This is a genomic window from Streptomyces sp. NPDC002734, from assembly GCF_040295685.1.
Classification (GTDB): domain Bacteria; phylum Actinomycetota; class Actinomycetes; order Streptomycetales; family Streptomycetaceae; genus Streptomyces.
Map to the genome: position 1 here is coordinate 33,847 of NZ_JBEOVU010000034.1, position 25,911 is coordinate 59,757.

At 74.2% G+C, this 25,911-nt stretch carries 24 protein-coding genes and 1 pseudogene; 11 read left to right on the top strand and 14 right to left on the bottom strand.

Going from position 1 to position 25,911, the window contains the following annotated elements; translation table 11 throughout:
- Positions 1-11: 11 nt before the first annotated feature.
- Entirely contained in the window at positions 12-599 is a 588-nt protein-coding gene (locus tag ABT026_RS25825) for a helix-turn-helix domain-containing protein (protein ID WP_351117533.1), read from the bottom strand.
- 47 nt (positions 600-646) lie between these two features.
- On the opposite strand from ABT026_RS25825, the gene ABT026_RS25830 reads away from it, so the two are divergent.
- The 4 genes from ABT026_RS25830 to ABT026_RS25845 all read left to right on the top strand — a co-directional run bounded on the left by ABT026_RS25830 (position 647) and on the right by ABT026_RS25845 (position 6,231).
- Positions 647-1,552 (top strand): class I SAM-dependent methyltransferase, encoded by a 906-nt coding sequence (locus ABT026_RS25830; RefSeq protein WP_351117534.1) that lies wholly within the window; start codon positions 647-649, stop codon positions 1,550-1,552.
- A 43-nt stretch (positions 1,553-1,595) separates the two neighbouring features.
- Positions 1,596-2,546 carry a class A beta-lactamase gene (bla, locus tag ABT026_RS25835; RefSeq protein ID WP_351117535.1) on the top strand — a complete coding sequence of 317 codons (951 nt, stop codon included), beginning with the start codon at positions 1,596-1,598 and terminating at the stop codon, positions 2,544-2,546.
- A gap of 120 nt (positions 2,547-2,666) precedes the next feature.
- Positions 2,667-5,369, top strand: coding sequence for a SpoIIE family protein phosphatase (locus ABT026_RS25840; protein WP_351117536.1), 2,703 nt, complete (start codon positions 2,667-2,669; stop codon positions 5,367-5,369).
- 28 nt (positions 5,370-5,397) lie between these two features.
- Positions 5,398-6,231 (top strand): SDR family NAD(P)-dependent oxidoreductase, encoded by an 834-nt coding sequence (locus tag ABT026_RS25845; protein ID WP_351117537.1) that lies wholly within the window; start codon positions 5,398-5,400, stop codon positions 6,229-6,231.
- 62 nt (positions 6,232-6,293) lie between these two features.
- On the opposite strand, the gene ABT026_RS25850 is transcribed toward ABT026_RS25845, so the two are convergent.
- The 3 genes from ABT026_RS25850 to ABT026_RS25860 form a co-directional block, all read right to left on the bottom strand.
- Positions 6,294-7,601 (bottom strand): phytase, encoded by a 1,308-nt coding sequence (locus ABT026_RS25850; protein WP_351117538.1) that lies wholly within the window; start codon positions 7,599-7,601, stop codon positions 6,294-6,296.
- Positions 7,602-7,721: 120 nt separating this feature from the next.
- On the bottom strand, positions 7,722-7,907 hold the full coding sequence (locus ABT026_RS25855; RefSeq protein WP_351117539.1) for a DUF397 domain-containing protein: 186 nt from the start codon (positions 7,905-7,907) through the stop codon (positions 7,722-7,724).
- Positions 7,904-8,752, bottom strand: coding sequence for a helix-turn-helix domain-containing protein (locus ABT026_RS25860; RefSeq protein WP_351117540.1), 849 nt, complete (start codon positions 8,750-8,752; stop codon positions 7,904-7,906). Before ABT026_RS25860 ends, ABT026_RS25855 begins: the two co-directional genes overlap by 4 nt.
- Before the next feature lie 114 nt (positions 8,753-8,866).
- Between ABT026_RS25860 and ABT026_RS25865 the strand changes: the two genes are divergently transcribed.
- Positions 8,867-9,334, top strand: coding sequence for an ATP-binding protein (locus tag ABT026_RS25865; RefSeq protein WP_351117541.1), 468 nt, complete (start codon positions 8,867-8,869; stop codon positions 9,332-9,334).
- On the opposite strand, the gene ABT026_RS25870 is transcribed toward ABT026_RS25865, so the two are convergent.
- The 6 genes and pseudogenes from ABT026_RS25870 to rph form a co-directional block, all read right to left on the bottom strand.
- Entirely contained in the window at positions 9,300-9,653 is a 354-nt protein-coding gene (locus ABT026_RS25870) for a GNAT family N-acetyltransferase (RefSeq protein ID WP_351117584.1), read from the bottom strand. The two genes, ABT026_RS25865 and ABT026_RS25870, sit on opposite strands and share 35 nt — an antisense overlap.
- Positions 9,654-10,628: pseudogene (locus ABT026_RS25875) on the bottom strand (pirin family protein); the annotation flags it as partial.
- A gap of 125 nt (positions 10,629-10,753) precedes the next feature.
- Positions 10,754-11,335, bottom strand: a complete 582-nt coding sequence (locus tag ABT026_RS25880; protein WP_351117542.1) for a TetR/AcrR family transcriptional regulator — start codon at positions 11,333-11,335, stop codon at positions 10,754-10,756.
- A gap of 59 nt (positions 11,336-11,394) precedes the next feature.
- The gene (locus tag ABT026_RS25885) at positions 11,395-12,108 is read right to left on the bottom strand and encodes an ABC transporter ATP-binding protein (protein WP_351117543.1); all 714 of its coding nucleotides are present in this window, start codon (positions 12,106-12,108) and stop codon (positions 11,395-11,397) included.
- Positions 12,105-13,232: an ABC transporter permease gene (locus tag ABT026_RS25890; RefSeq protein ID WP_351117585.1), complete on the bottom strand. Its 1,128-nt coding sequence runs from the start codon at positions 13,230-13,232 to the stop codon at positions 12,105-12,107. The genes ABT026_RS25885 and ABT026_RS25890 overlap by 4 nt, the downstream gene beginning before the upstream one ends.
- 170 nt (positions 13,233-13,402) lie before the next feature.
- Positions 13,403-16,015 (bottom strand): rifamycin-inactivating phosphotransferase, encoded by a 2,613-nt coding sequence (gene rph / locus ABT026_RS25895; protein ID WP_351117544.1) that lies wholly within the window; start codon positions 16,013-16,015, stop codon positions 13,403-13,405.
- A 238-nt stretch (positions 16,016-16,253) separates the two neighbouring features.
- Between rph and ABT026_RS25900 the strand changes: the two genes are divergently transcribed.
- Together ABT026_RS25900 and ABT026_RS25905 are read left to right on the top strand one after the other, a co-directional pair.
- Positions 16,254-17,456, top strand: coding sequence for a winged helix DNA-binding domain-containing protein (locus tag ABT026_RS25900; protein WP_351117545.1), 1,203 nt, complete (start codon positions 16,254-16,256; stop codon positions 17,454-17,456).
- A 232-nt stretch (positions 17,457-17,688) separates the two neighbouring features.
- Positions 17,689-18,066, top strand: a complete 378-nt coding sequence (locus tag ABT026_RS25905; protein WP_351117546.1) for a hypothetical protein — start codon at positions 17,689-17,691, stop codon at positions 18,064-18,066.
- 25 nt (positions 18,067-18,091) lie between these two features.
- Here the strand turns inward: ABT026_RS25905 and ABT026_RS25910 are convergent, their stop codons facing one another.
- Positions 18,092-18,544, bottom strand: coding sequence for a flavodoxin family protein (locus tag ABT026_RS25910; protein ID WP_108953053.1), 453 nt, complete (start codon positions 18,542-18,544; stop codon positions 18,092-18,094).
- 42 nt (positions 18,545-18,586) lie between these two features.
- Between ABT026_RS25910 and ABT026_RS25915 the strand changes: the two genes are divergently transcribed.
- The 3 genes from ABT026_RS25915 to ABT026_RS25925 are packed head-to-tail and all read left to right on the top strand — an operon-like array spanning position 18,587 to position 21,305.
- Positions 18,587-19,234, top strand: coding sequence for a class I SAM-dependent methyltransferase (locus tag ABT026_RS25915; RefSeq protein WP_351117547.1), 648 nt, complete (start codon positions 18,587-18,589; stop codon positions 19,232-19,234).
- Between the two features lie 41 nt (positions 19,235-19,275).
- Positions 19,276-20,286: an ADP-ribosylglycohydrolase family protein gene (locus ABT026_RS25920; protein ID WP_351117548.1), complete on the top strand. Its 1,011-nt coding sequence runs from the start codon at positions 19,276-19,278 to the stop codon at positions 20,284-20,286.
- Positions 20,283-21,305, top strand: a complete 1,023-nt coding sequence (locus ABT026_RS25925) for a zinc-binding dehydrogenase (RefSeq protein WP_351117549.1) — start codon at positions 20,283-20,285, stop codon at positions 21,303-21,305. Before ABT026_RS25920 ends, ABT026_RS25925 begins: the two co-directional genes overlap by 4 nt.
- Here ABT026_RS25925 and ABT026_RS25930 read toward each other — a convergent pair.
- A complete protein-coding gene (locus ABT026_RS25930; protein WP_351117550.1) occupies positions 21,295-22,359 on the bottom strand; it encodes a phosphotransferase family protein in 1,065 nt (354 codons plus the stop codon). The genes ABT026_RS25925 and ABT026_RS25930 overlap by 11 nt on opposite strands.
- Before the next feature lie 232 nt (positions 22,360-22,591).
- On the opposite strand from ABT026_RS25930, the gene ABT026_RS25935 reads away from it, so the two are divergent.
- Positions 22,592-23,392 carry a type 1 glutamine amidotransferase gene (locus tag ABT026_RS25935; protein WP_351117551.1) on the top strand — a complete coding sequence of 267 codons (801 nt, stop codon included), beginning with the start codon at positions 22,592-22,594 and terminating at the stop codon, positions 23,390-23,392.
- On the opposite strand, the gene ABT026_RS25940 is transcribed toward ABT026_RS25935, so the two are convergent.
- Together ABT026_RS25940 and ABT026_RS25945 are read right to left on the bottom strand one after the other, a co-directional pair.
- Positions 23,382-24,635 (bottom strand): cytochrome P450 family protein, encoded by a 1,254-nt coding sequence (locus tag ABT026_RS25940; RefSeq protein ID WP_351117552.1) that lies wholly within the window; start codon positions 24,633-24,635, stop codon positions 23,382-23,384. The two genes, ABT026_RS25935 and ABT026_RS25940, sit on opposite strands and share 11 nt — an antisense overlap.
- Entirely contained in the window at positions 24,632-25,906 is a 1,275-nt protein-coding gene (locus ABT026_RS25945; protein ID WP_502968054.1) for a cytochrome P450, read from the bottom strand. The genes ABT026_RS25940 and ABT026_RS25945 overlap by 4 nt, the downstream gene beginning before the upstream one ends.
- Positions 25,907-25,911 lie beyond the last annotated feature (5 nt).

The window sequence follows — 25,911 nt, forward strand, 5'->3', positions numbered from 1 at the left end:
CCCCTGAGCCGCTAGGACACGGCGCCCTCGCCGCCGTGCAGGTGCACCCGCTCAGCGTTGTGGTCGAGGACGGTGAGGATCTCCACCGGGGCCTCGTGCGCCCGGAAGGCGTGCGGGGTCATGGTGGAGAACTCTGCGGCGTCCCCCGCCTGCACCAGGATCGTCCGGTCGCCCAGGTGCAGGCGGGCGGTGCCGGAGAGCACCGTGAACCACTCGTGGCCCGGGTGCACCTTCAGGCTGTCCGGCAGGAGGGGGAGCTCGGGGGTGATCCGCATCTTCGCCACCGTCACGCCGTGCACCGAGGCCTCCCGCGACAGCAGCCACACGGTCATCCCCGGCGTGTGCGTGGGCTGCGGCCGGATCACCACGTCCTCGTCGGACGGCGACTCGACCAGCTGGTCGAGCGTGGTGTCCAGGGCACGGGCGATCGGGACCAGCTGGTCGAGGGAGATCCGGCGGTGACCGGTCTCGATCCGGCTCAGGCTCGAAGGGCTGAGGTGGGCGCGGGCGGCAAGGGCGTCGAGGGACCAGCCGCGGGCGTGCCGCAGACTGCGGATCCGCTGCCTGATCAGACTGTCCAGGTCGACTTCTTGCGTCATGAGCAAGAGTGTATGCCTCTCGCGCAGGATGCGCCTACGGTGGTCGTATGACGCACCACCACGCACCCGACCCGGGCCACGGCCACCACCATGCTCACCCCGGGCACGCCCCGCGGCACGGCGAGCACGGGCACGACGGACACCACGGCCACGGGGGCGACGCCGCCCACGCCGAACTGCTGGAGCTGGAGGCCCGCACCTTCACACCCGCGCTGGAGGAGGTGCTGGAGCGGGCCGTCACCGCCCACGGCGTCGCCGACCCCCGCCACGTCGTCGACCTGGGCAGCGGCCCGGGCGTGGGCACCCTGGCGCTGGCCCGTCGGTTCCCCGCGGCGCGGGTCACCGCCGTCGACCTGTCCCCGCAGATGCTGGAGCGCGTCCTCGCCGGGGCCGGCGAGGCGGGGCTCTCCGAGCGGGTGCGGGCGGTGCGGGCCGACCTCGACGCCGCGCTGCCCGACCTCGGTCCGCTCGACGTCGTGTGGGCCTCCTCGTCCCTGCACCACGTCGCCGATCCCGCCGCCCTGCTCGCGCGCGTGGGCGAGGCGGTCGTCCCGGGCGGTCTGCTGATCGTCGTCGAGTCCGACGGGATGCCGCGGTTCCTGCCCACCGACGCGGGCGTGGGCCGTCCCGGCCTGGAGGACCGCTGCCGGGAGGTGGCCGCGAAGGCGGGCTGGAACGCCTACCCCGACTGGAGCGACGCCATGGAGCGGGCCGGGTTCGGCCCCGTCGAACGGTGGACCGTCACCGCGGAGGGCGCGCCCGGGGCGGAGGCCGCCGGCTACGCCCGGCTGGTGCTCGAGCGGGTCCGCGGCGCGCTGGAGGACCAGCTCGCACCCGACGACCTGGAGGCCCTGGAGCGCCTGCTGTCCCCCGGTGATCCGGCCTTCGTGGGCAGCCGCCAGGACGTCGTCCCCCGTTCGGTCCGCACCGTCTGGGCCGCCCGCCGGAACTGACGGCGCGGAACCGTATCCGCCGGGTCCTGCGTGGAGGGGGGTGATGAACGATCACGATCCCCGAGGAACGGAGAGAACGATCCCCGCATCACAGCACTCCCTTTTCCGGCGCTCCACCACCCGGCGCACCCTGCTGGCGGCGGGCGCGGCCACCGCCGTGGCCCTGGCCGCCGCCCGCCCGGCGGCGGCCGCCCAGGCGCCCGGCGACGCCGTCGCCCGACTCGACGAACTCGAACAGCGGCACGGCGCCCGCGTCGGGGTCTACGCGCGGAACATGAGGACCGGCGCCACGGTGCGGCACCGGTCCGACGAGCGGTTCCCCATGCTGTCGGTCTTCAAGACGCTGGCCGCCGCCGCGGTACTGCGCGACCGCGACACCGACGGCGCCTTCCTGGACCGCCGGATCCGCTACACCGAGGCCCAGCTCGTCGAGAACTCGGACGTCTGCCGGGCCAACCTCGCCACCGGGATGACCATCCGCGAGCTGTGCGCCGCGGCCGTCCAGTGGAGCGACAACACCGCCGGCAACCTGCTGCTCCGGCAGATCGGCGGCCCCCACGGCATCACCCGCTTCGCCCGCTCCCTGGGCGACCCGGTGACCCGCCTGGACCGCTGGGAGCCGGAGCTCAACTCCGGCGAGCCGTGGCGGCGGACCGACACCACCACCCCGGGCGCGATCGCGGCGACCTACGCCCGCCTCGTCCTGGGCGACGCGCTCGGGCGCGGCGACCAGGAACAGCTCACCACCTGGCTGCTGGGCAACAGGACGGGGGACAAGCGCCTGCGGAAGGGCCTGCCGCCGGAGTGGACCGTCGCCGACAAGACGGGCGCCTCGGCCACCTACGCCTCGCTCAACGACGTCGCGGTGGTGTGGACCGAGGACGGCACGCCCCTGGTGATGGCCGTCCTGACCACCAAGCCGGAACGGGACGCCACCCGCCAGGACCTCCTGCTCGAGGAGACGGCCCGAGTCCTCGCCGACGCCCTGCGCTGACCGTCGGCGCCCCCGGATCCCGGCGGCCCGCCGACCGGGAGCGCCCCGGGACCCCGGCGGTCGTCCCCCGTACGGCGGCGGCCCCGGGCCCCGGCCCGGGCGGCGGTGCAGACTGGCCGCATGGACAGCTCGCCGTCGCCCGGGGCGCCGCGCTCCCGGCGGTTCGACGGGCGGCGGGCGGACAGCGTGGCCGCCGCCCGCGGCTTCGTGCGGTCCGTCCTCGAGGCGGCGGGCACCCCGCCGGAGCCCCTGGACACCGCGTGCCTGCTGGTCAGCGAGCTGGCGACGAACAGCTTTCTGCACGCCCGCACCGAGGTGGAGGTGACGGTCCGTGCCGGCGAGGAGCGGATCCGCCTGGAGGTCGCCGACCGCAGACCCGACCTCATGCCGGTGCCCCGCACGTGTCCCCCCAACGCGGGCACCGGGCGGGGGCTGGGCGTGGTCACCGAACTCGCCGACCGGTTCGGCGCCGACCGGGGCGGCGAGGAGAAACGGGTCTGGTGCGAACTGCTGCTGCGGGAGGGGAGGCCCGGCGCGCCCTCCCGGTGGCCCCCGGCCCGCCCGCTCGCCGGCCCCGACACCCTCCCCGTGGTGCTCATCGACCTGCCCGGCGCGCTGCACGTCACCTCCGAGCACCACCGGCACGCCGTCCTGCGCGAACTGGCCCTCGCCGGGACCATCGGCGACCGGCTGGGCGTCGACCCGGAGGAACTGCGCGCCGCCCGCGACACCTGCAACGTGCTCGGCGCGGCCGCCCAGGCCGCCCTCGGCGACCGGCGCAGCGTCACCGGGATCCGCACCGTCACCCTCTCCCTGCCCGCGGGCAGCGGCCCCGCAGTCCGGCTGCTGCGCCGGGTCCTGGAGAGCGCCGAGGAGGCCAGCCGCGACGAACTCCTGCTGACCCGCCCCGGCCTGCCGCAGAGCCAGGCCCTGCAGGACTGGTTCTTCGGGCAGATCACCGCTCAGCTGGACGGAGCCCTGCCGACCGCCTGGACGGTGGTGCCCCGCGACCCCTCGGCCAGCCCGCTGGACCTGGTGCCCTGGGACGAGGAGGAGGTCCACACCAGCCGCCTGGCCACCGTCGTCGTCGACGACGACAACCTGATCGTCGCCGTCAACGCGCCCGCCGCCGACCTCCTCGGCTGGGACCGCGACGCCCTCGTCGGCCGGTACCTGACCACACTCATCCCCGACCACCTGCGGCAACGCCACCTGGCCGCCTTCCACTCGCTGCTGCTGACCGGACAGCCCCGCATCCTCGGGCGGCCGGTGCCGCTGCCGGCACTGCACCGGGACGGTCACCTGGTGCCGGTGCGGCTGCTGATCCAGGCGCAGGAGATGGCGGACGGCCACACCGTGTTCATCGGCCAGATGGTGCCCCGCTCCACCGCCTTCGGGCCGGACCCCCGCCCTTCCCACCGCAGGCCGGCCGTCCGGTCGACAGGCGTGCCCGAACCGCCGGTTCCGTCGCACCGGGGCGCCCCGGAGGAGACGCCGGACCTCCCCGAGGCCGGCCGCCGCCCGGCCGCCGCGGCGGCCGCGATGGCCGCCATGGACCGGCTCAGCCTGCTCGCCGACGTCGGCCGCGAACTCGCGGACGCGTCGGAACTCGGGCAGGGACTGCACGCCGTGTCCGCCCACCTGGTCAGGCGCCTGGCCGACTGGTGCGTCATCGACCTCCTCGACGGCGAGACCGTGGAGCGCGTCGGCGTCATGCACCGCGACCGCACCAGGGCGGAGGAAGGCGGCCTCGAAGGCCGCCTCCCGCCCCTCTCGGAGAGCGCACGCGGCCCCCTCGCCCGCACCCTGCGGGGCGCCGGGCCCCTGCTGCTCGACGGGCGGATCCCGCCCCACCCCGGGGAGTGCGGTCTGGACTCCGGCTACCGGTCGCTCTTCGAGCAGTTCGCCTGCGCCGGCGCCGTCGTCGCCCCGCTGCGGGCCCGCCGGCAGATCTTCGGGGCCCTCACCCTGGCCCGCGAGGACCCCTCGGACCCGTTCGTCGAGAGCGATCTCGCCTTCGTCGACGACCTGGCACGCGCCGTGGCCCTCGCCGTCGAGAACCAGCGTCTGTACGACGGGACCCGCTACGTCGCCGAACGGCTCCAGCGCGACCTGCTGCCCGCCCTCCCGCGGATGCCCGGGCTGCGACTCGACGCGAGCTACGCGACCTCGTCCGTCACCACCCGGATCGGCGGCGACTGGTACGACTGCTTCCGGCTCCCCGACGGCGACCTCGCACTGATCATCGGTGACATCGCCGGACACGACCTGGAAGCGGCGATCACCATGAGCCAGCTGCGCAGCATGCTGCGGGGCATCGCCCTGGACCGGCAGGAGCCCGCCGAGGAGGTGCTGCGCCGGCTCGACCTGGCCGACCGGAGCCTGCGGTCCGCCACGACCGCCACCTGCGTGTACGGCAGGATGCGGGAACTGCGGCCCGGGGACTGGGAGTTCCACTTCTCCTCCGCGGGTCACCTGCCGCCCCTCCTGGTGGATCCCGAACGGGGCGCGCGCCTGCTGGAAGGCGGCACCGGGCCGATGCTCGGCACCGGACACGACCTGCCCCGTGAAGGGGCCTCGGTGCGGGTGCCCCAGGGGGCGACGCTCCTGCTCTTCACCGACGGCCTGGCCGAGCGGCGGGGCGAGGACATCGACGACTCCCTGCGGCGGCTCCACGACCAGGCCCTCGCCCTCGCCCACGAGCCGCTGGGCACCCTCTGCGACGAACTGCTGATCCGTCTGGGCGCCGACGCCACCGACGACATCGCCCTGCTGGCCGTACGGCCCGGGCAGACGGACGACGCCGACGGCGAGCGCGATTGACCGCGCCCAGGCCGGTTACTCCGCCAGCATGAACACGCCCAGCACCACACCCGCGCCGGGCGAGCCCGGCAGCCGTCGGCCCGTCGCCCTGGTCACCGGGGCCTCACGCGGCATCGGTTTCGAACTCGCCCGCCAGTTCGCCGCGCACGGCTACGACCTGCTGATCAACGCCGAGGACGAGGCCCTCGAGGACGCCGCGGCCCGGCTGCGGGAGACCGGCGCCGACGTGCGCACCGTCCGCGCCGACCTCCGGGACCCGCGGGGAGTCGCCCAGGTGGTGGCAGCCGCGGCACCTTTCGCCGTGGACGTCGCCGCGCTGAACGCCGGCGTCGGCCGCGGCGGCGCCTTCGTGGACACCGAACCGGACGACGACCGCGAGGTCATCGACCTGAACGTCACCTCCACCGTCCTGCTCGCCAAACCGCTGCTCCGGCGGATGCTGGAGCGCGGGGAGGGGCGCCTGCTGTTCACCTCGTCGATCGCCTCCCTGTCGCCCGGTTCCTTCCAGTCCGTCTACAACGCGTCGAAGTCCTTCGTGCAGTCCTTCGCCCAGGCGTTGCAGGAGGAGCTGAAGGACACCGGCGTGACCGTCACCTCCTTCATGCCGGGCCCCACCGACACCGACTTCTTCCGGCGCGCCGGGATGGAGGACACCAGGATCGGCGCCATGGAGAAGGACGACCCCGCCGAGGTGGCCCGCCAGGCCTTCGAGGCGGTCACCAAGGGCCGGAGGAAGCTGGTCACCGGCTCCGCCCAGACCAAGGCGCAGGGGACCGTGCAGAAGGTCGTGCCGGACAAGGTGAAGGGCCTCCTCCACCGGAAGATGGCGGAGCCGGGGACGGGCGAGGACGACTCGCAGTAGTCCCGCCGGTCGGCCCCGGCCCCGGTCACGCGGCGGTCGCGCGCGGTCGCGCCGGGCCGTGCTCAGGCGTGACGCCGGTCCAGCACCGCCTCGACGTCGGCGAGGTCGACGAACTTGAAGCCGGTGGCCTCCCGGTCGGCGTCCTCCGGGGACGCGTGGCCGTCCTGCACCACCAGGAGGCCGTGCGGGAAGCGGCGGCCCAACGGGGCGTCGAGGACGGCCGCGCCGTCGCACTCCTCGGAGCCGTCCAGCCCGTCCGACGCCACCACACGGAAGCCGCCCGCGTACCGGCCCCGCTCGTACACGGCGAAGGTGTCGTCGCCCTGGCTGGAGGCAAGGAGCCGGGCTCCGCCGCCCTCGCCGGCGGGCAGCAACGTCAGGCCCTCGACGTCGGCGGTGAGGCGGGTGCCGCCCACACCGGGGTCCGCGCCGGCCACGACGCACTCGTCGCTCTCCTCGTCGTACACCGCGGGCACGCCGAACTCCCGCACGGTGTCCAGCAGTTCCGGCCGGCCGCGCAGCCCCGACGGGATGCGCCAGATGCCGACGTCCTCCTGCCCCGCGTACACGGTGCCGGTCGCGGGATCCACCACCATCCCCTCGACCTGCGGCAGGTCGCCGGGATCGCCGCACGGCGACCAGGAACCCCCGCCGGGCAGGCGGAACGACGAGGGAAGCGCGACGGTCCGCACCTTCCGGTAGGTGACGGAGCCGGCGGACGTGACGCGAAGCTCCAGCAGCGCCACCTCGGTGGTCCCCGCCCGGCTCACCACGGCGTAGGACCGGCCTGTGCGCCGGTCGGTGAAGGCGGCCAGACCGTAGGCGGTGCGCTCCTCGTTCACCTCCTCCTGCGAGGCGGTGAAGATCCGCGGGGCCGCCGCGTCGGTGACGTCCGTCAGCGGGGCGGCGGTACGGCCGCCGTCGATCCGGTAGAACCGCAGCCGGTCGGTACCGCGGTCACTGGTCACGGCGACGTCCGCCCGGCCGGAGGGCAGCCGCAGACCCCGCACCAGGTCGACGTTGTTGAACCGGCCCGGCGCGTCCTCGGGCCCCGGGGCCGGGGGCGCCGGAACGGCCTGCACCTGCCGGGCGTCGAGGTCGTAGACCCGCAGACCGCCCTCCTTCACCGCGGCGACGACCAGACTGCGGTCCGGGTCGGCCGGGTTCCGCCAGATAGCCGGGTCGTCGGCGTCCGCGTTGCCACCCTCGGCGTCGTCGAAGACCGCGGCGGTCTCCGCGCGGGGCGTCACGCCGGGGAGCTCCCCGGCCGGCCCGCCCGAGGCGCCGGCCGACGGGGCCAGGGCCAGGGTGCTCGCCACCACCGCCACGGCGGCGGTCAGGACGCGTGTGCTGCTGGTACCGGTCTTCACAAGCCGCTCCTGGGGGACTGCGTTCGTCGTCTGGGTCGGACAGCCGGAGCGTGCCTGTCCACCGTGCGCGGGAGAAGACCGCGGTCCGTCCGAGGGGCGACGGGCGGGTGAACGCCAGGATCAGGGGAGCCGGCGGACCGGACGGAGGAACGCGGCCCACGCGGCGGGGTCGAGGGCGAGCGGGGTCCGGCGCACGTCCTTGGAGTCCCGCACGAACACGGCGTGGGGGAGGGCCGCGACCTCGACGCAGTTGTCCCCGCCGCTTCCGCTGTAGCTGCTTCGCACCCAGGACAGTTCGGCGCTCATGGCGCTCCTCGCATCCGCTTCAACCGGTCCACCGTGTCGGCACGGTTCAGTGCCTGGGTCCGCATCCTTCCATAGCGGTGCTGCATGGCACTGACCAGCTTGCGCGAGGTGAACAGCATGCTGCTGTCATGGCCCTCCACGTAACCGATCCATTCGTGTTCCGGGGTCTCGGCCAGGTACATCTGACCGTCCACGCCCGCGTGGTCCTCCTGACGAAGCGGCATCAGGAGGATCTCCACGTTGCGACGGTGGCTCTGCGCGAGCAGATTGTCGATGACTTCCGCCGTGACCTCCTCGCCGCCCAGGCGGCGTTCGAGTACCGCCTGCTCCACGATGAACGAGAAGGCGGTGTTCGGGCGCTCGGCCAGGAGGCGCTGGCGTTCGAGGCGGGCCGCCACCTGCTGCTGCAGTTGCTCCTCGGACAGTGGAGGCAGACGCCGCTCGAAGATGGCGCGGATGTAGCCCTCGGGCTGCAACAGCCCCGGCACCGCGCGGCACTCGTAGGCGAAGAGGCACACCGCCTCCTCCTCGATCGCCGCCCAGTGCTGGAACCAGGACGCGAGCCCCGGACGCCGCGTGAGGCTCCGCGCGGCGGCCCGCAGGACCTTGCCCGCCGTCGCGCCGAGAGCGTCCTCCGCCCGGTCGGGCAGGTCCTGCGGCGGGTACCGCTTCCCCTGCTCGATCTTGGCGATGTACACGGCCGAGTACCCCACCAGGGAGGCGAACTCCTCCTGCGTGCCGCCGCCTTCCTCCCGCAACGCCTTGAGGACCGCGCCGAAGGTCTTGAGCCCGTCGGACGCCTCGGCCCGGCTGCGCACGGCCTCACCGCCGCGTTCCGCTGTCACACCGACATGCTCACGGATCGTCACCGCCCGCGTCCAAGGAATCGGCTGATACAACCCTCCCTGTACCAGTGGCGTACCTGGCCCGGCCGGGAACCCGGGCCGCAGGGTGGGGTCATGACCGTTCCGCCGGCCGAGGAGGCCGTCACCGTGGGTGAGCTCGTCCAGCGTTTCAGCTCCACGCGCCGTGGCGCGCGGCTGGCCCGCAGGCTCGCCGCGCACCAGCTCCACACCTGGGGCGTGCCCTACGACAGCGAGGGCTCGGACGCCGTCGTCCTCGTGGTCGCCGAGCTGGCCGCCAACGCGGTGCTCCACGGCCGGGTGCCCGGGCGGGACTTCGCGTTGCGGCTGGTGTACGACGCGGCGGCCGCCCGGGTCCGCGTGGAGCTGTCCGACACCCGCCCCCGCATGCCACGGGCGGACCGCGGAGGGCCGCTGGACGAGGCGGGGCGCGGCCTGCTGCTGGTCGCGGCGCTCGCCCGCGCGTGGGGCGTCGCGCCGCGCCGGGGGCCGGGCAAGACCGTGTGGGCGGAGGTCGACCTGCCCGGGGTCAGGCCTCGAGCTCGGCCTTCAGCCAGGCCTTGACCTCCGGGGTCACCTCGTCCGTGATGTCACGGTAACCGTGGTGCTTGGTCAGGTACTTGGCCACGTACGGGCAGATCGGGACCAGGTGCATGCCGCTCGCGCGCACGTGCTCCAGCGCCTCCCGGACCAGTACCGAGGCCAGGCCGCGGCCCGCGTAGGCGTCCTCGACCACCGTGTGGAAGAAGACCCGCTGGTTCCCGTGGTCGCGGAACTCGGTGAAACCGGCGACCGCGCCCTCCACCAGGATCTCGTAGCGGTGGGCCTCGAGGGCGAGGCGGACCTGGGTGGTCTCGTCGGGGGCGGGCGGGTTCTCGGGCACGGGGTTCCTTCGCGGCTGGAGACGGATGTTGGGCAGGGCAGGCGCGGGCAGCCGGTCGCCCGGATAGCCCTCCACGACGCCGAACCGGTCGGAGTGCGCCTCCCACGCGGCCCGGGCCTCGGCGATCTCCTCGTGCGAACGCCCCACGAAATTCCACCACATGACGATCTCCTCGCCGAACGGCGGGCCGCCCAGCAGGATCACCCGGGCGGGCTCGTCGGCGCTCGGGTTGGCGATGTCGACGGTGGCCCGACCCGGCGGCAGGTAGCCCAGCTCCGCGGGCGCCAGACGGTTCCCGCCGGGGAAGGTCAGCGCGCCGGTGTCCAGCAGCAGGCCGTGCTCGTAGCTCTCGTCCACCGGCAGGCTGACGGTGGCCCCGGGGGAGAGGATCAGCTCGGCGCCCAGCAGCGGGGTGAAGGTGGGGACCGGCGAGACCGAGCCGAGCAGCGAGCCCAGGAAGACCCGCGCCTCGCCCGCGGAGCCGGGCAGGGTCACCGGCTCCGGCACGTGGTGCCGGAAGTCGCGCGGCGCGTCCCGGTGCTCGGCCGGCAGCGCCACCCAGAGCTGCACGCCGTGCAGGACCGTGGTCGACGGGGTCGACACCTCGGTGTGGGCGATGCCGTGGCCGCCCGTCATCAGGTTGATCTCGCCGGGGCGGACCATGGCGTGACTGCCCAGGCTGTCCCGGTGCTCGATCTCTCCGGTGAACAGCCAGCTCACCGTCTGGAGCCCGATGTGCGGGTGCGGGGCGACGTCCATGCCGCCGCTCTCGGCGACGTCGTCCGGGCCGTAGTGGTCCGCGAAGCACCAGGCGCCGATCAGCGAGCGGGCCCGCTGCGGCAGCGTGCGCCGTACCGTCATCGCCCGCGGCCCGCCCAGCGGCACCGAGCGCGGGGTCAGGATCTCCACCCGGGCCGAGGAGGCCGGGGAGGACGTGCACAGCACCTCCGGTGGGTGCACCTCGGTGTTGCTCATCCGCCCCGCCTCGCTTCCGCCCGGTGATCGTCCCGTCCGGTCCCATCGTATGCCCGGCACCGCCCTCGCCGGCGAGGCGCGTCCCTCTGACCAGCACCGTCACGGCCGAGGACGGCTCCCGCCGGTCAGCCGGCCGTGGACAGGCACCGGTGTACCAGCTCCAGGGACCGCCTCGTCACCGTCTCCAGGGGCGCGCCCCGCTCGACGGCGGACAGTGCGGAGTGCAGCATCCCGGCGATCAGGTCCGCGGTCAGCTCGGGCTCGGGGACGCCGATCTCCTCGACCGAGGCGCGGAACGGGGCCACCTGCCGCAGGTGGAGCTCCATCAGGCGGGCCCGGCAGGCGGGCGGGAGGTCGGCGCCCATCAGCGCCGCGGCCGGCCGGTGGGCGCCCTCCGCGCCCAGCCGCAGACTCTCCCGGAAGTAGGCCTCGGCGCGCTCCACCGGACCCGTCGCGTCCGCCATCGCCCTGGCCAGGGCCTCGTCGGACCGGCGGAACGCCTCCTCGACCACGGTGGCCAGCAGGGCGGCCGAGGAGTCGAAGTACTGGTACACGCTGGAGCGGGCCAGTCCGGCACGGGCGCCGACCGCCGCGGGGGTCACGGCGGCGGCGCCCTCCTGCACCAGCATCTCGACGGCTGCCTGCACCAACGCCTCGCGCTGGCGGGCGCGGTGCTCGGCGACGGTGGCGGCGTTGATCTTCGGCATACGGGCGGACTCCGGGGTGGCGGACGGTCCGGGTGCCGAGAGCCGGCCCGCCCTCCCGGTCAGGACAGGCGGCCGTCGACCATCTCGTGCACCCGGTCGGCGGCGTCCATTATCGCCGTGTCGTGGGTGACCATGACGGTCGCCGTCCCGTGCGCCCGGGTCTGCTCGGCGATCAGCCGCACGGCCTCCGCCGACCGTGCCCGGTCGAGCGCCGAGGTGGGCTCGTCGACCAGGAGCACCGCGGGGGAGGTCATCAGAGCCCGGGCCAGACCGGCCCGCTGACGTTCACCGCCGGACAGCTGGTGCGGCCGGGCGCCGGCGCGGTGCGCGAGGCCGACCGCCTCGATCAGCTCGTCCGCCCGTGCGCGGGCCGCCGCGTCGAGGCGGCCGTCGATGTGCAGCGGCAGCAGCAACTGCTCCCGCACGGTGAGTGAGTTGAGCAGGTTGGACTGCTGGAAGACGAAGCCGATGTGCCGGCGGCGGGCCTCGGTGCGCCGCTTGTCCGTCAAGGACGTCAGCTCGGCGCCCGCCACGGTGACGGTGCCGGACGTGGGGCGCTGAAGCCCGCCGGCGACGGCGAGGAGGCTGGACTTGCCCGAACCGGAGGGCCCCACGACGGCGACGAACTCCCCGGGTGCGACGCGCAGGGTGACCTGGTCGAGGGCGGTGACGGCCGTGTCGCCGTCGCCGTGGACCAGGGTGACGTCGCACAGGCTCAGGCCGGAGGCCGAGGCGGCGGCTTCGGAAGCGGTGTCGGCGGCGGGGACGGTCATCGGGTGGCTCCCAGGGCGGTCAGGGGGTCGACGGCGGTGATACGGCGGACGGCGACGGCGGCGCCCGCGGCGCCGAGGACGATCAGCAGGGCGGCGGAGGTGGCGACGGCGGAGGCGGACAGCGAGAAGGGCGCCTTGCCGATCATCGCGCTGCCCAGGGCCAGTCCCACGGCCGTGCCCGCCGCGGTGGCGGCCACCAGGACCACGACCACCTGGGCGAGGGCATCGCGCAGGATGTAGCGCGTGGGCGCGCCGAGCGCCTTCAGCAGAGCGATCTCCGCCTTGCGCTGCACCGTCCACACGGTGAAGAACGCCCCGATCACCAGGGCGGAGATGGCGTACAGGAAGCCCTTGATCAGGGCCATGGTGCTCGACTCGGCCGCGTATCCGGGAGAGGCGTCGAAGGCCTTCTCCTTGGTGTCGGCGCGGGTGCCGGTGGCGTGCTCCACCTTGCTCACGTCGGCGTCCGGGGCCAGCGTCAGCGCCACGGCGGTGGCCTGGCGGGCCGCCGCCTCGGGAAGCTCCCCGGGCAGGCCGTAGTGCAGGTGCCGCCACGTGTCCAGATCGGCGTAGACGACGCCGATGTGGCCGTACGACACCGGCTCGTCGACCAGTCCGACGACCTTCAGGCGGACCTCGCTGCGGTCCGCGGTGAGCACGTCACCGATCCGCACGCCCAGGTCGGCGATCTCCTGGGTGATGACGATGCCGCCACCACCGTCCGCGAAGGACCTGCCCTCGGTGGGCTCCGGCGCCATGGCGGACTCCGGCGTCATGCCGAACACCGCGAGGTTGACCTGTTCGCCCTTCTCCGCGCCCTCGGTGACCTGGGCGTTGACGAGGGTGTTGCCGAACGGCTCGGCCCGTTCCACCCCGGGAGCGGCCGACCAGGACTCCCAGTCCTCGGCCTCCACGGTCGAACGGGAGAACTGCTCACTGGTCGCCTTCGCGTCGAAGGCCAGGTGGGACACGGGCAGGGCGCGCAGGCCGGAGATGCCGGCGTCGGCCAGCCCGGAGGCCAGTCCGGACAGCAGGACGCCGAGCACGGCGATGAGGGCGACCACGGCCCCCATCAGGGCGAAACGACCGCGGGCGAAGCGCAGGTCGCGTAGGGCGAGGAACACGGGGATCTCCACGGAGCAGGAGGCGACGGGCAGCGTCGCACCACGGCAGGCGCACACAGCGCTTTGCCGGAACTTGACGACAGCAGTGTCAGCATCATAGACGCTCTTCTCGACACCGGTGTCGGCAACCCGTCGCCCCTCCTTCCTGGGGTCCTCCCGGGGGCCTCGCGTCAGGACAGCAGCTCGACGTACCCCTCGGTCCCGTGGACGCGGATGCGCTGCCCGTCACGGATCAGGCGGGTGGCCCCCTCCACCCCGACGACGGCCGGAAGTCCGTACTCCCGGGCGATCACCGCGCCGTGGGTCATCCGGCCGCCCACCTCCGTCACCAGGCCCGCGATCCCCACGAACAGGGGCGACCAGCTGGGGTCGGTGAAGGGGGTGACCAGGATGTCGCCCGCCGCGAGATCGGCGTCCGCGAGATCGAGGACCACGCGCGCCCTCCCCTCCACGGCACCGGCGGACACCGGCAGACCCACCAGGGCGCCGGCCGGGACGTCGTCGCGCCGGTACGCCCCGGTGAGGGCGTCCCCGTCGGAGGTGAGCACCCGGGGCGGCGTCAGCGCGTGGTACGAGCGGAACTCCTCCGCGCGCCGCCGGACGAGCCCTTCCTCCACCCGGTGGGTCCGCACGGCTTCGTGAAACTCCTGGAAGGTGAGGTGGAAGACGTCCTGGGGGTCCGCGACCACACCCGCGCGGGCCAGCCGCACCGCCTCCGCCAGCAGGGCCCGCTTGTAGAGGAAGTAGCGGCAGACGATGTCGTACTTCGGATACTCCCGGTACCCGATGAAGTTCCTGACCCGGGCGATCATCCGCTCCGTCTCCTCGGCCCTGCGGTCACCGTCGGGCAGCGCCCGCAGCCGCGCCAGGACCTCCTGCTCCTTCCGCAGGGCCGCCAGCCGCCCCTCCTCGAAGCGCCGGGCGGCGGCGCCGGGTCCGAAGTTCCTGACGTTGTCCAGGATCGCCGGCACCAGCGCGGTGGGGCGCTCGCGCCACCGCGGCCTGGTGATGTCGATCTCCCCGACACACCGCATGCCGTACCGGTCCAGGTAGCTCTCCAGGGCCTCGCGCGCCTGCCTGCCGCCGGGGAGCCTCTCCAGTTCCGGCAGGAAGTCGTCGCCCTCGACGCCCTGGAGGAAGGCCACCACCTCGGGGTGCGGACGGATCGCGTCCGCGACGTCGAGCAGTGCCAGCCCCATCTCCGAGGTGATGTTGCCCGGGGCCGACAGGGTCAGCGTGTCGGCCGCGTTCTTCTCGCCCAGCCACTCCTCCAGCTTCTCGTCGAGCCACCAGGTGGCCCCCAAGCCCGCCATCAGCGCCTGATGGCTCAGCGGATCCCGGACCACCCTCCGGTGCTCCTCGAACGTCTCCAGCAGGAAGTCGAAGAGGGCCGTCCCGGTCCTCGACGCCAGGTCGCGTTCCAGCGCCGCGAGGGAGGCCCGGCTGCGCTCGACCAGTTCGGTGACGACGGAAGGGTCGGGCGCGACGGACTCCGGCGCGCCGGGCGGGGGCGCAGCGCCGGCCGGCGGTCCCGCCGACGGCTCGTCCGGCAGCGAGGGGACGAAGCCGTCCCGCTCCAGGACGGTCTCCAGGGCGTCCCTGACCAGCGGATCGCCCTTCCCCATCGCGTCCAGCAGAGCGGCACGGCCCGCGGGCGAGGCCAGCCGCGGGGTGACGTCGACGAACAGCCTTCCGCCGGCCTCGTGCATCGGCACGAGCGCCGTCAGCCGCCACATCGAGTGCCCCAGGGCCTTCATGGGGTCGGTCATCATCTGACCGTGACCGACCGAGACGTAGACGTGGTTCCCGTCGTCACCGGCCTCGGGGACCGGGAAGAGCGTGGTGACCGGGCGGCTCTGCACGACGGCGAACTCGCCCTCCGCCAGGCACCATTCGATGTCCTGCGGGCATCCGAAGCCCGCCTCGATCCGGCGTCCGAGCTCCACCAGGCGCACCACCTGCGCGTCCGTCAGGGACGGCTCCGCCCGGCGCCGCGGATCGGCCTCCACCTCCCGGGTGCCGCCGTCCGCCAGGGCGCGCACCTCGCGCCGCTTCGCGCCGACCGTCCTCGTGACGATGCGGCCGCCGCGCACCGTGAAGGCGTCCGGGTCCACCAGGCCGGAGACCAGGGCCTCGCCCAGGCCGAGGACCGCCTCCACGGTGGAGACCTTCCGGTTCCCGGTGACGGGGTCGGCCGTGAACAGGACACCGGACGCCTCCGGGACGACCATCCGCTGCACGACCACCGCCATGTCGACCGCGCGGTGGTCGATGCCGTTGCGCCGCCGGTAGGCCACGGCCCGTTCGGTGAACAGCGAGGCCCAGCACCGGCCGACGTGCCGCAGCACGTCGGCCGGGCCGAGGACGTTCAGGTAGGTGTCCTGCTGGCCCGCGAAGGAGGCCGTCGGCAGGTCCTCGGCCGTCGCGCTGGACCGCACGGCGTAGGCGGCCCCCTCGCCGTGCCGGGCGAGCGCCCGCGTGATCTCCGCCGCGACGTCGTCCGGGACGCCCGCCTCCTCGACGGCCTCGCGGATCTCCCCGGCCAGCGCCGCCGACGCGGCCCGGTCGTCCGGGGCGACGGACGAGAGCCGGTCGATGCGCTCGCCGATCGACGGCTCCCGCTCCACGACCAGCCGGAAGGCGCCCGTCGTCACGCAGAAGCCGTCCGGTACCCGGACACCCTCCATCCGCGCCAGCACGCCCAGGTGCGCGCCCTTCCCCCCGACGGCCGGAGCCATGGCCGCGTCCACGGCCCGTAGGTCCAGCACGTACTGCTCGGTCACTGCGACACCTCCAGGACCGCCCTGTTCCGCACGGCGGTCGTCGATCGGACCACGGATTCTGGGGCCTGACCGGGGTCTTGCGGCAAGCCCCCCGGTGCGCTATACGTTGAGCATGGCAAGGAGAGCGCTCTCCTTGCCTTTCTGTTTTCGCCACCACCGGTCGTCACCGGTGACCACCACCCGAAGAGCCCTGCGCGCCGCACGGGCGCGCGGCGGCCCCCCAGGAGAAGGACGGCGCATGCGGACCATCGGTGTGGAGCAGCGCCGGGCCCGGCTGGGGCGGCGGCACCTGCTGACGCCCGACGGCCGGGCCACGGATCCGGCGGAGGCCGCCCGCGCCATGGTGGCGCTGCACGGCACCGACCCGACGTCGGTGCACCTGTCCTGCTGGGTGCGGACCACCGGCTGCGGCGTCGCCGAGGTGGAGCGGGCGCTCTACGAGGAGCGGACGCTGATCCGGCTGCTGGCGATGCGCCGCACCGTCTTCGTCACCACCCTCGACCTGGCCGCGGTCCTGCAGAGCGCCAGCTCCGTGGAGGTCGCGGCGAGGGAGCGCCGCAAACTCGTCAAGATGCTCGCCGAGTCCGGCATCCCCGACGGCACGGAACCCGGCGCCGCCCGCTGGCTGACCGGCGCGGAGGAGGCGGCGCTCGCCTCGCTGGACAAGCGCGGCGAGGCCACGGCGACCGAACTCGCCGCGGACGACCCGCGGCTGGCCGAGCGGGTGGTGCTCGGCCGCGGCAGCCGCAACGAGGCCCGGCAGAGCGTGGCCGCCCGGCTGCTGCTCCTGCTGGCCGCCGACGGCCGGGCGGTGCGCGGCAGACCCCGCGGATCGTGGACCTCCCACCAGTACCGCTGGTCACCGCTGACCCGGTGGTGCCCGCAGGGGCTCGCCGAGATCCCCGAGGCGGAGGCCGAGAGGGAACTCGCCCGGCTGTACCTGCGGTCCTTCGGCCCCGCCCCCGCCGAGGACCTCCAGTGGTGGACCGGCTGGACGCGCACGCGCACCCGGCGGGCGCTGGCCGGCCTGGACCTGGTGGAGGTGGACCTCGACGGCTCGCCGGGGCTGCTGCTCGCCGACGACCAGGAGGACGTGCCGGAACCCGAGCCCTGGGCGGCCCTGTTGCCCGCGCTCGATCCCACGCCCATGGGCTGGCAGCGCCGTGAGTGGTTCCTCGGCCCGCACGGCCCCAAGCTGTTCGACCGAGCGGGCAACGGCGGACCCTCCGTGTGGTGGAACGGCCGCGTCGTCGGCGGGTGGACCACCGACGAGGACGGCCGGGTCGTCCACCGCTTCCTGGAGGACGTCGGCGCCGAGGCCCGCGCCGCGGTGGGCGCGGAGGCCGACCGCCTCACCGCCCTCCTCGACGGCACCCGCCTCGCCCCGCGCACCCGCGGCCGCACCTGGCTGGAGCAGGAGCTGGCGGACGCCGCCGGCTGACGAGCGTCAGGGGAAGGCCCGGGGGAGAGGCGCCGTCTTCCTGACGTTCCGTCATGAGCACCTGCGCATACGTCAGTTGACCCCCGCGTGCGGGCAGCGCCCCGCCGGGGCGGGGGCGGACCGCCGGGCGTAGAGTTCGATCTCCGCGGCCCGACCGGTCGGATCGTCGCACCGGTCGGGGGCGGCAGACCGTCGTTCTCCGGCCCGATCCGGCCGCCGTCCGAGAGGGACCATGCGCCCCACAGCACCCCGCACCGCCGTCGCCCGCTCGGCCGCCGTGCTCACCCTGACCCTCCTCGGGACCACGGCGTGCGGCGCCGCGTCCGAGCCCGCCGCCGAGGTCCCCGCGGCGTCCGGCTCCCCGGCCGCCGCCACACCCGAGGTGCTCAGCACCCTGGCCGACCTCACCGACCAGTACGAGGGCGGCAACGCGCGCAGGGCGATGGAACAACTCCAGGGGGACCCGGACGTCCGCTTCACCGACGCGAGCGGCGAGGGAAGACCGGTGGAGAACCCCGAGCAGTGGAAGATCTGCGCGGCCCACCAGCTCGGCGGCGACTCCCGGGTGGTGTTCGAGTTCGACGTGGTCCTCCACGACGAGACGTGCTGACCGGGGCGCGTCCGCCGCGGCCGGCTCAGACCGTCAGGCCCGCCGCGACGGTCGCGCCCAGCTCCCAGCACGCCTCGGTCCCGGCCCTGCCCGGCTCCCCGGTGACGGTCACCGGCTCGGCCGCGCGTCGCCAGCCCAGACCGGTGGTGATCGACTCGATGCCCCGCGCGGCGCCGGTCACGTCGTTGTTCCCGTGCAGGTAGTAGCCGAACGGGCGGCCCCGGGTGGCGTCGAGACAGGGGTAGTAGACCTGGTCGAAGAAGTGCTTGAGCGCGCCCGACATGTACCCGAGGTTGGCGGGCGTGCCGAGGACGTAGCCGTCGGCCTCCAGGACGTCGGAGGCGGTGGCCGCCAGCGCCGCCCGGCGGACGACCCTGACGTCCTCGATCTCCGGATCGGTCGCCCCGGAGACGACCGCTTCGAACATCGCCTGACAGCTCGGCGAGGGCGTGTGATGGACGATCAGCAAGGTGGGCACGGCACCATTGTCCTCCCGTCGGGCCGGTGCGACGATGCCGCCATGACCGACGCCGACGGAAGCACCCCCCGCCCGCGCCCCGAAGCCCTCTTCGACGCGCTGGGCGCCGACTACGAGAAGGCGTTCGCCGGAGCAGAGGCGCACCACGCCTCGCTGGACTGGCTGCTCGGCCGGCTGGCGCCCGGCAGCAAGGTCCTGGACGTGGGCAGCGGCACCGGGCGGCCCACCGCCGAGGTCCTCGCCGCGGCGGGCCACGACGTGCTGGGCCTCGACGTCTCGCCGGTGATGGTGGAGCTCGCCTCCCGGCAGGTCCCCGGCGCCCGGTTCCGCCTCGCCGACGTCCGCGAGGCGCCGCTGGAGGAGGAGGCGTTCGACGCCGTCACGGTGTACTTCTCCCTGCTCCAGATGACCCGTGACGAACAGACGGCCCTGGTGGCGCGGGCCGCCCGCGCGGTGCGGCCGGGCGGAGCCGTGGTGCTGGCGACGGTGCCGGTGGACGCGGACGACGTCCCGCACGTGTTCATGGGCCACCCGGTCCGGGTGAGCAGCTTCGCGGCGGACGGCTTCACCGCACTGGCCCGGCAGGCCGGGCTCACCGTCCTGGAGGAGCGGTCCGTGCTGTTCACCCCGGCCCACCCCGAGGGGGAACCGGAACCGCACCTGTACCTGCACTGCGTGCGGGAGGCGTAATTCCTTTCCCGGCCGGCGCCACGGATGGAAGCATGCCGGGCATGACCACCACTCCTCCTTCCGCTCCCGTGGCCGCCGGTTCGCCCGCACTCGACTCGCTGGAAGGGCTGGCGCTCGGCGACGCCTTCGGCGAGCGATGGTTCCCGCGCTTCCACGGCGGGCAGCACATGGCGGCCGCGGCCCTGCGGGAGCGCAGGACGCCCGAGGGCCCCGTCCCCTGGCGCTGGACCGACGACACGGCGCTGGCACTCGCCCTGTTCGGGGTCGTGCGGAGCACCGGGGCCGTCCACCAGGAGCTGCTGGCCGAGGCGTTCGGCGTGATCTATCTGGACGACCAGTACCGGGGTTACGGCTACGGCATGCACCAGCTCCTTCCCCGGCTGGCCGAGCGGCCCGACCGGTGGCGTGCCGAGGCACGCGCCATGTTCGACGGCCGGGGCAGTCTGGGCAACGGGGCGGCGATGCGGGTCGCCCCGCTGGGCGCCTGGTTCCACGACGACGTCGAGGAGGCCGCCGAGCAGGCGGTGCTCTCGGCGGAGGTGACGCACACCCACCCCGAGGCGGTGGCCGGAGCGGTCGCGGTCGCGGTGGCCGCCGCGCTGTTCGCCGCGAGCCGGGGCAGGGCGGCCCCCGAGCCGTCCCGGCTCCTGGCCGAGGTGGTGGAGCGGACCCCGGACGGCGCGGTGCGCGACGGACTGCTCGAGGCCGCCCGGCTCCCCGCGGGCACCTCCGCGGCCGACGCCGCGGAGATCCTGGGCAGCGGGGAGAAGATCTCCGCCGCCGACACCGTCCCCTTCGCCGTCTGGTCCGCGACCCGGCACGCCGACGACCTGACCGAGGCGCTGTGGCACACCGCGGAGGGATTCGGCGACGTCGACACGACCTGCGCCGTCGTGGGCGGCATCGTCGCGGCCCGCACCGGGGTGGGCGACGCTCCCGCCGACTGGCGGGGCAGACGCGAGCCCCTGCCCGCGTGGGTGTACGAAGGTGACGAGGAGCGGGCCGACGGGGCCGCCGAGGCCGACAGGAACGGGAAGGGACGTACGTCATGAGCCGCACGAGCCGCACCATGCTGGCGGGCCGGATGAACTTCACGACCAGGACGTTCGCCGTCCAGGAGGTGCCCGTCCCGGACCCCGGCCCCGGCGAGGTGCGGGTGCGGGTGCGCGCCGCGGGCGTGTGCCTCTCCGACGTCCACCTCGTCGACGGCCGGCTGCGCCCCATGCTGCTCCAGGGCGACGAGGTCACCCTCGGGCACGAGGTGGCCGGCGAGGTGGACCTGCTCGGCGACGGCGTCACCGGGACCGCGCCGGGCGCACGGGTGATCGTCGGCGCGGGCAAGCGGGTCGGCGACGTGGTGTGGACGATGGGCGTCGACTACGACGGCGGCTGGGCCGAGTACGTGGTGGCGCCGGCCGAGGTGCTGGTGCCGATCCCCGACACCCTCCCCTTCGAGCAGGCGGCGATCATCCCCGACGCGGTGTCCACCCCGTGGGGCGCCGTCGAGTGGACCGGGCAGGTCAAGGCGGGCGAGGCGGTCGGCGTCTGGGGTGTCGGCGGCCTGGGCGCGCACGGCGTGCAGCTGCTGCGGTTCATGGGCGCGGCGCCGATCGTCGCCGTGGACCCCGTGGAGGCGGCCCGCGAACGGGCCCTGGAGTTCGGCGCGGACCTCGCGCTGGATCCGCAGGACCCGGACCTCGCCGCCAGGATCGCCGCCGCCACCGGCGGAGCGTGCCTGGACGTCGCGTTCGACTTCGCCGGCGTCGCGCCGGTGCGGAGCCAGGCTCTGGAGGCTCTGGGGGCGGGCGGCCGACTGGTGCTGGTGGGCATCAGCGGCGGCCCGCTCACCGTGGAGAGCGACGGGCTGTTCCAGTACGGGCGCAAGCAGATCCTGGGGCACTACGGCTCGGAGCCGCGGCACGTGGTGGACCTGGTGCGGCTGAACGCGCTGGGACGCCTGGACTTCTCACGCTCCGTCAGCGGGGCGCTCCCGCTGGAGGACGCGGCCAAGGCGGTGGAGCGCCTGGAGTCCAAGCAGGGCAACCCCATCCGCCTGGTGCTCATTCCCTAGGCCACACGTGCTCCATCGGTCCCCGCCCACCGGCCCAGGCGTCGATCATCTCCCCGAGCGGCCGGTAGATGTCCCGCTCCAGCCAGGCGAGGTGCCCGGCGTCGAACTTCCGGGGCACCGCCTCCACCCACATGATCAGGTAGAGGTGGGCGCGGTAGAGGGCCATCCGGTTGCGGGCGGCCGCGTCGAAGGTGACGGTGCCGCCCGCGGCGCGGTAGCCCTCCCAGAACGGCTCGTCGCGGGTGATGTCGTGGTAGAGGCCCAGCGAGACGAACTCGGCCACCGGGTCGCCCCACAGGGCCCGTTCGGCGTCGATCAGCGCGGTGATCCGCGGCCGGCCGGCGTCGGGAGCGCCCTGCGGCGCGAGCTCGGCGAGGATGTTGCCGTCCCACAGGTCCCAGTGCACCAGCCGGGGCACGGTCACCTCGTCGAGCGACCCGCTCTCGGCGGTGAGCACCTCCCGGATCTCCTTGGCCGGCCGGGGCAGCGTGACGTCGAAGCGTGCCGCGTCCCCGAGTACCGAGTCGACCATCGCGAGGAACGTCTCACGCCAGCTCGGGCGGAGGGGGCCGAGGGAGAGCGCCGGGTAGCCGAAGCCCTCCGCGCCGTCGAGGGCGTGCATGCGGGCGACGTGCCCGCCGAGTTCCCTGCGCAGGTGGTCCCGGTCCTCGGGCCCGACCTCCTGCTGCAGCTCGTTCCACGGCTTCCCCGGGCAGTACCCGGTGACCAGGTGGTCGCCGGGCCGACCCTCGTCCTGCGCGCTCACCGCGAGCACCGTGGCGACCGGGACGCCCGTCCGCTCCCGGGCGGTCCGCAGGTACCAGGCCTCGGTCCCCAGGATGCCGCGCTCGTACTCCAGCACCGGACGGTCGGAGGAGGGCGCCAGCTTCACCACGATCCGCTCGCCGTCGGTCGTGCGCACGCCGAAGACGGTGCCGAAGGTGCCGCCGCTCACCGGGCCGCAGTCGGCCACCTGCCCCCACCGGACCCCGGCGTCCTCCAACGCCGCGACCAGCCGCTCCTGCTGAAGCTTCTCCCTCTCGAGTTCGTCCATGACCGTTCCCCCTCGGGTTCGCCACCCCGCGCCGATGGCCCCGCCATCCTGGCAGCGCCCACCGGCGCGAGGGAAGAAGCCGTCCGCCGCGACGTCACCGCACCGGTCCGCACGGCTCCCCGCCGGCGCGGCGCGCGACCCGGGCGACGGCGGTACTGACCCGGCCCCGCCGGGGGTAGGGATCGGTGGACACCGACGCCGACAGCCGTATCCGGCACCGAAAGGACCAGGCATGCCCGCTCCCACCGCCCTCGTCGTGCAGAACTTCCCCGGCGGCGGCCCCGGCCGGCTCCAGGACTGGCTGGGCGAGGCCGGGCTCGGCTGCGAGGTGGTCGAGGCCCACACCGGAGCGGCGCTGCCCCGTGCGCTGGAGGGCCGGTACGCGGCGCTGGTGGTCCTCGGCGGTCCCTTCATGCCCGACGACGACCTCCGCGCGCCCTGGCTCCCGGCCACCCGCGCCCTGGCCCGGGAGGCGCTGGAGACCGGCCTGCCCTATCTGGGCATCTGCCTGGGCGGTCAGCTCCTCGCCCAGGTGGCCGGAGGCGAGGTGCGGGCCGAGCACGGCACACCGGAGGCGGGCAGCACCCCGCTCACCCTGCTGCCGGGCGCGGTCGCCGACGATCCGCTGCTGCACGGCCTGCCCGAGCGGGTCACCGCCATCGAGCACCACGTGGACGCGGTCACCGCCCTGCCGCCCGCCGCCGTCTGGCTGGCCCGCTCCGAGACCTGCCCGCACCAGGCGTTCCGGGTCGGCCGGTCCGCCTGGGGCGTGCAGTTCCACCCGGAGATCGCCGCCGAACGCCTCGCCCACTGGAACCCCGAGCGGCTGGCCCGCAACGGCTTCGACCACGCCGAACTGCTCGCCCGCGCACAGCGCGACGAGGCCGCCGCGGCCGAGGTCTGGCGCACGGTGGCCCACCGCTTCGGCGCGCTGGTCACCTCCCGGGAGGAGGACCGGTACGCCGGAGCCCCGGTCCTCGGCGGGAAGGCCGCGGGCCGGGGTTCCGATGACGGACCGGGCGTCAGGCGATGAACACCGGGAACGCCGCCAGGTCGTTCTGCGTCATGACGGGGAGGTTCTGGATCTCCCCGTCGGGCAGCGCCGCCCGCATGCCCGGGAACCGCTCGAACAACGCCGGCAGGGCGATGGCCGCCTCCAGCCGGGACAGCGCCGCCCCGGGGCAGATGTGCGGGCCGTGGCCGAAGGCCATGTGACGGATCGGCGTCGCGCGGGTGAGGTCGAAGGCGTCCGCGTCGGCGCCGTGCTGCTCGCGGTCCCGGTTGATCGCCCGGTACGACATGACCACGCCGTCGCCCTTGGGGATCACCGTGTCGCCCACGGTGAGGTCCTCGGTGGGGAACCGCATCAGCAGGTGGGTGTTGGCCGGGTCCCAGCGCAGGGTCTCCTCGATCACCGTCTCCCACGACACCTTGCCCCCGAGCACCAGCGCCAGCTGGTCGGGGTGGTTCAGCAGCGCACGGGTCGCGCTGGTGATCAGGTCGATGGTGGTCTCGTGGCCCGCCGCCACCAGCGCCTTGAGGTTGCCCAGGACCTCGTCCTCGCTCAGCGGCTCGCCGCCCTCCTCGCTGTGGATCAGCGCGCTGAGCAGGTCGTCGCCCGGGTTCGCCTTCCGCTCGCGGATGAGCTCGAGGTACCACCGGTCGAAGGTCTCCAGGATCTCCAGCCGCTCCTCGTGCGGGGTGAGCATGGAGAAGAAGCGCTTGTACCCGTCCGCCAGCCAGGGCTGGCTCTCCACGGGGACGTCGAGCAGCAGACACACCACCTGCATGGGCAGCGGCTGGGCGAACACCGCCTTCATGTCCACCGGGGAGCCGTCCCGGCCGGCCTCCTCCATGGCGTCGAGCAGCTCGTGGGTGAAGGCGACGATGTCCTCGCGCACCGCCTCGATGCGCCGGGGCGTGAGGGCCTGCGCGGTCTTGGTGCGCAGCCGGCGGTGGTCGGCGCCGTCCACGGTGAACATGGACCGGCCCGCGTCGATCATGGTGATCAGCGGCCACTCCCGGGTGACGACCCCCTCCTGCCACAGCCGCCACGCGTTCAGGTCCTTGACCAGACGCGGGTCCATCAGCAGGTCACGGGCCACGGCGTGCCGGGTCACGGACCAGGCGGGCACGCCCAGCAGCTCGATCGGCACGACGGGACCGGAGGCGACCAGACGTGCGGTCTCGCCGTCCAGGTCCCGCACCATCGGGTCGATCACCAGAGGTTCGGCGGAGGGCTCGGCGGCGACGGCGCCGGTGTGAGGGCACTTCATGAGTAGTCTCCAACAGTCCGGACGGCGGTGAAACGCACTGGCAGCGACGTGAACCCCCGCATGAACGGGGAAGGGCGGCGCACCAGGGACTCGGCAGGGACCGTCAGCTCGAGGTCGGGCAGCCGGTCGAGGAGCACCTCGATACCGGTCCGCGCGATGATTTCGGCGATCTCCTGGGCGGGGAAGGGACAGCGGTACTCGCCGTGGCTGAAGGAGAGATGGGCGCTGTTGCCGGCCGCGACCACGGTCCGCCCGGCCGTCAGGTCCTGGCGGACGTGCGGGTCCAGGTTGGCTCCGCCGTACCCCAGCAGGATCAGGTCGCCGGCGCGGATCACCCGCCCGCCCAGCGTGGTGTCGCGGGCCGCCCACCGGTTGGGCAGCATCTGGGACGGGGTGTCCTCCCAGAGCACCTCGTTCATGGCCTGCGCGATGCTGTGCCGCGCCCCGCCCAGCGCGGTCGCGAAGCGGACGTCGGTGAGCATCAGCCGGATCGAGTTGCCGATCCAGTCGGTGGTCTGGAGGTACCCGGCGGCCACGATGGCCCGCAGGTCCCAGACCATCTCCTCCTCGGTGAACGGCGCGTCCGGGGAGTTGTCGAACCCGAGGATCCGCGAGGCGATGTCCGGGCCCGGCTCCTTGCGCTTGGAGTTCAGCAGCTCCAGCATGCTCGCCCCGAACTCGTCGTTCGCCTTCGTGGCGTCCGGGCCGGCGTCGGAGAGCCGCTGGATGATGCCGGCGATGCGCGGACCGTCCTCGTCGGGGAACCCGGCGAGCCGGGCCAGCGTGAGGATCGGCAGCGCCACGGCGAACTCGTCGACCAGGTCGGCGCTCCCGCGCCCGCAGAACGCGTCGATCAGCCGGTCCGCCAACTCCTCCGTCTCACGCCGGAGTTCGAAGGCGTCGGTCTGCTCGAGCACCGAGTTCACCAAGCGGGTGTGCCGCCGGTGCTCCTCGCCCACGGTGAAGTACACGCACGGCACGCGCTCACCCAGCATCGGACGCAGCGGCCAGTCCGCGGGCACGTTCGGCCACTGGTTCCACAGGCCGGCGTCGCGCGGGAAGAGCTCCGGATCGCTGGTGACCTGGTGCAGCTCCCGGTAGCCGATCACCAGCCAGGCGGGGAAGCCGGCGAACTCCACCGGCACCACCGGACCGAACCGGGCCCGCATGTCCCGGTACTGGTCGTGCGGCGCGGTGTGGAAACGCTCGTCCGCCAGCAGGTCGACGGGGCAGACGCCGCCCTGCGCGGAGGTCTGGGCTGATGTGTTCATCTCGG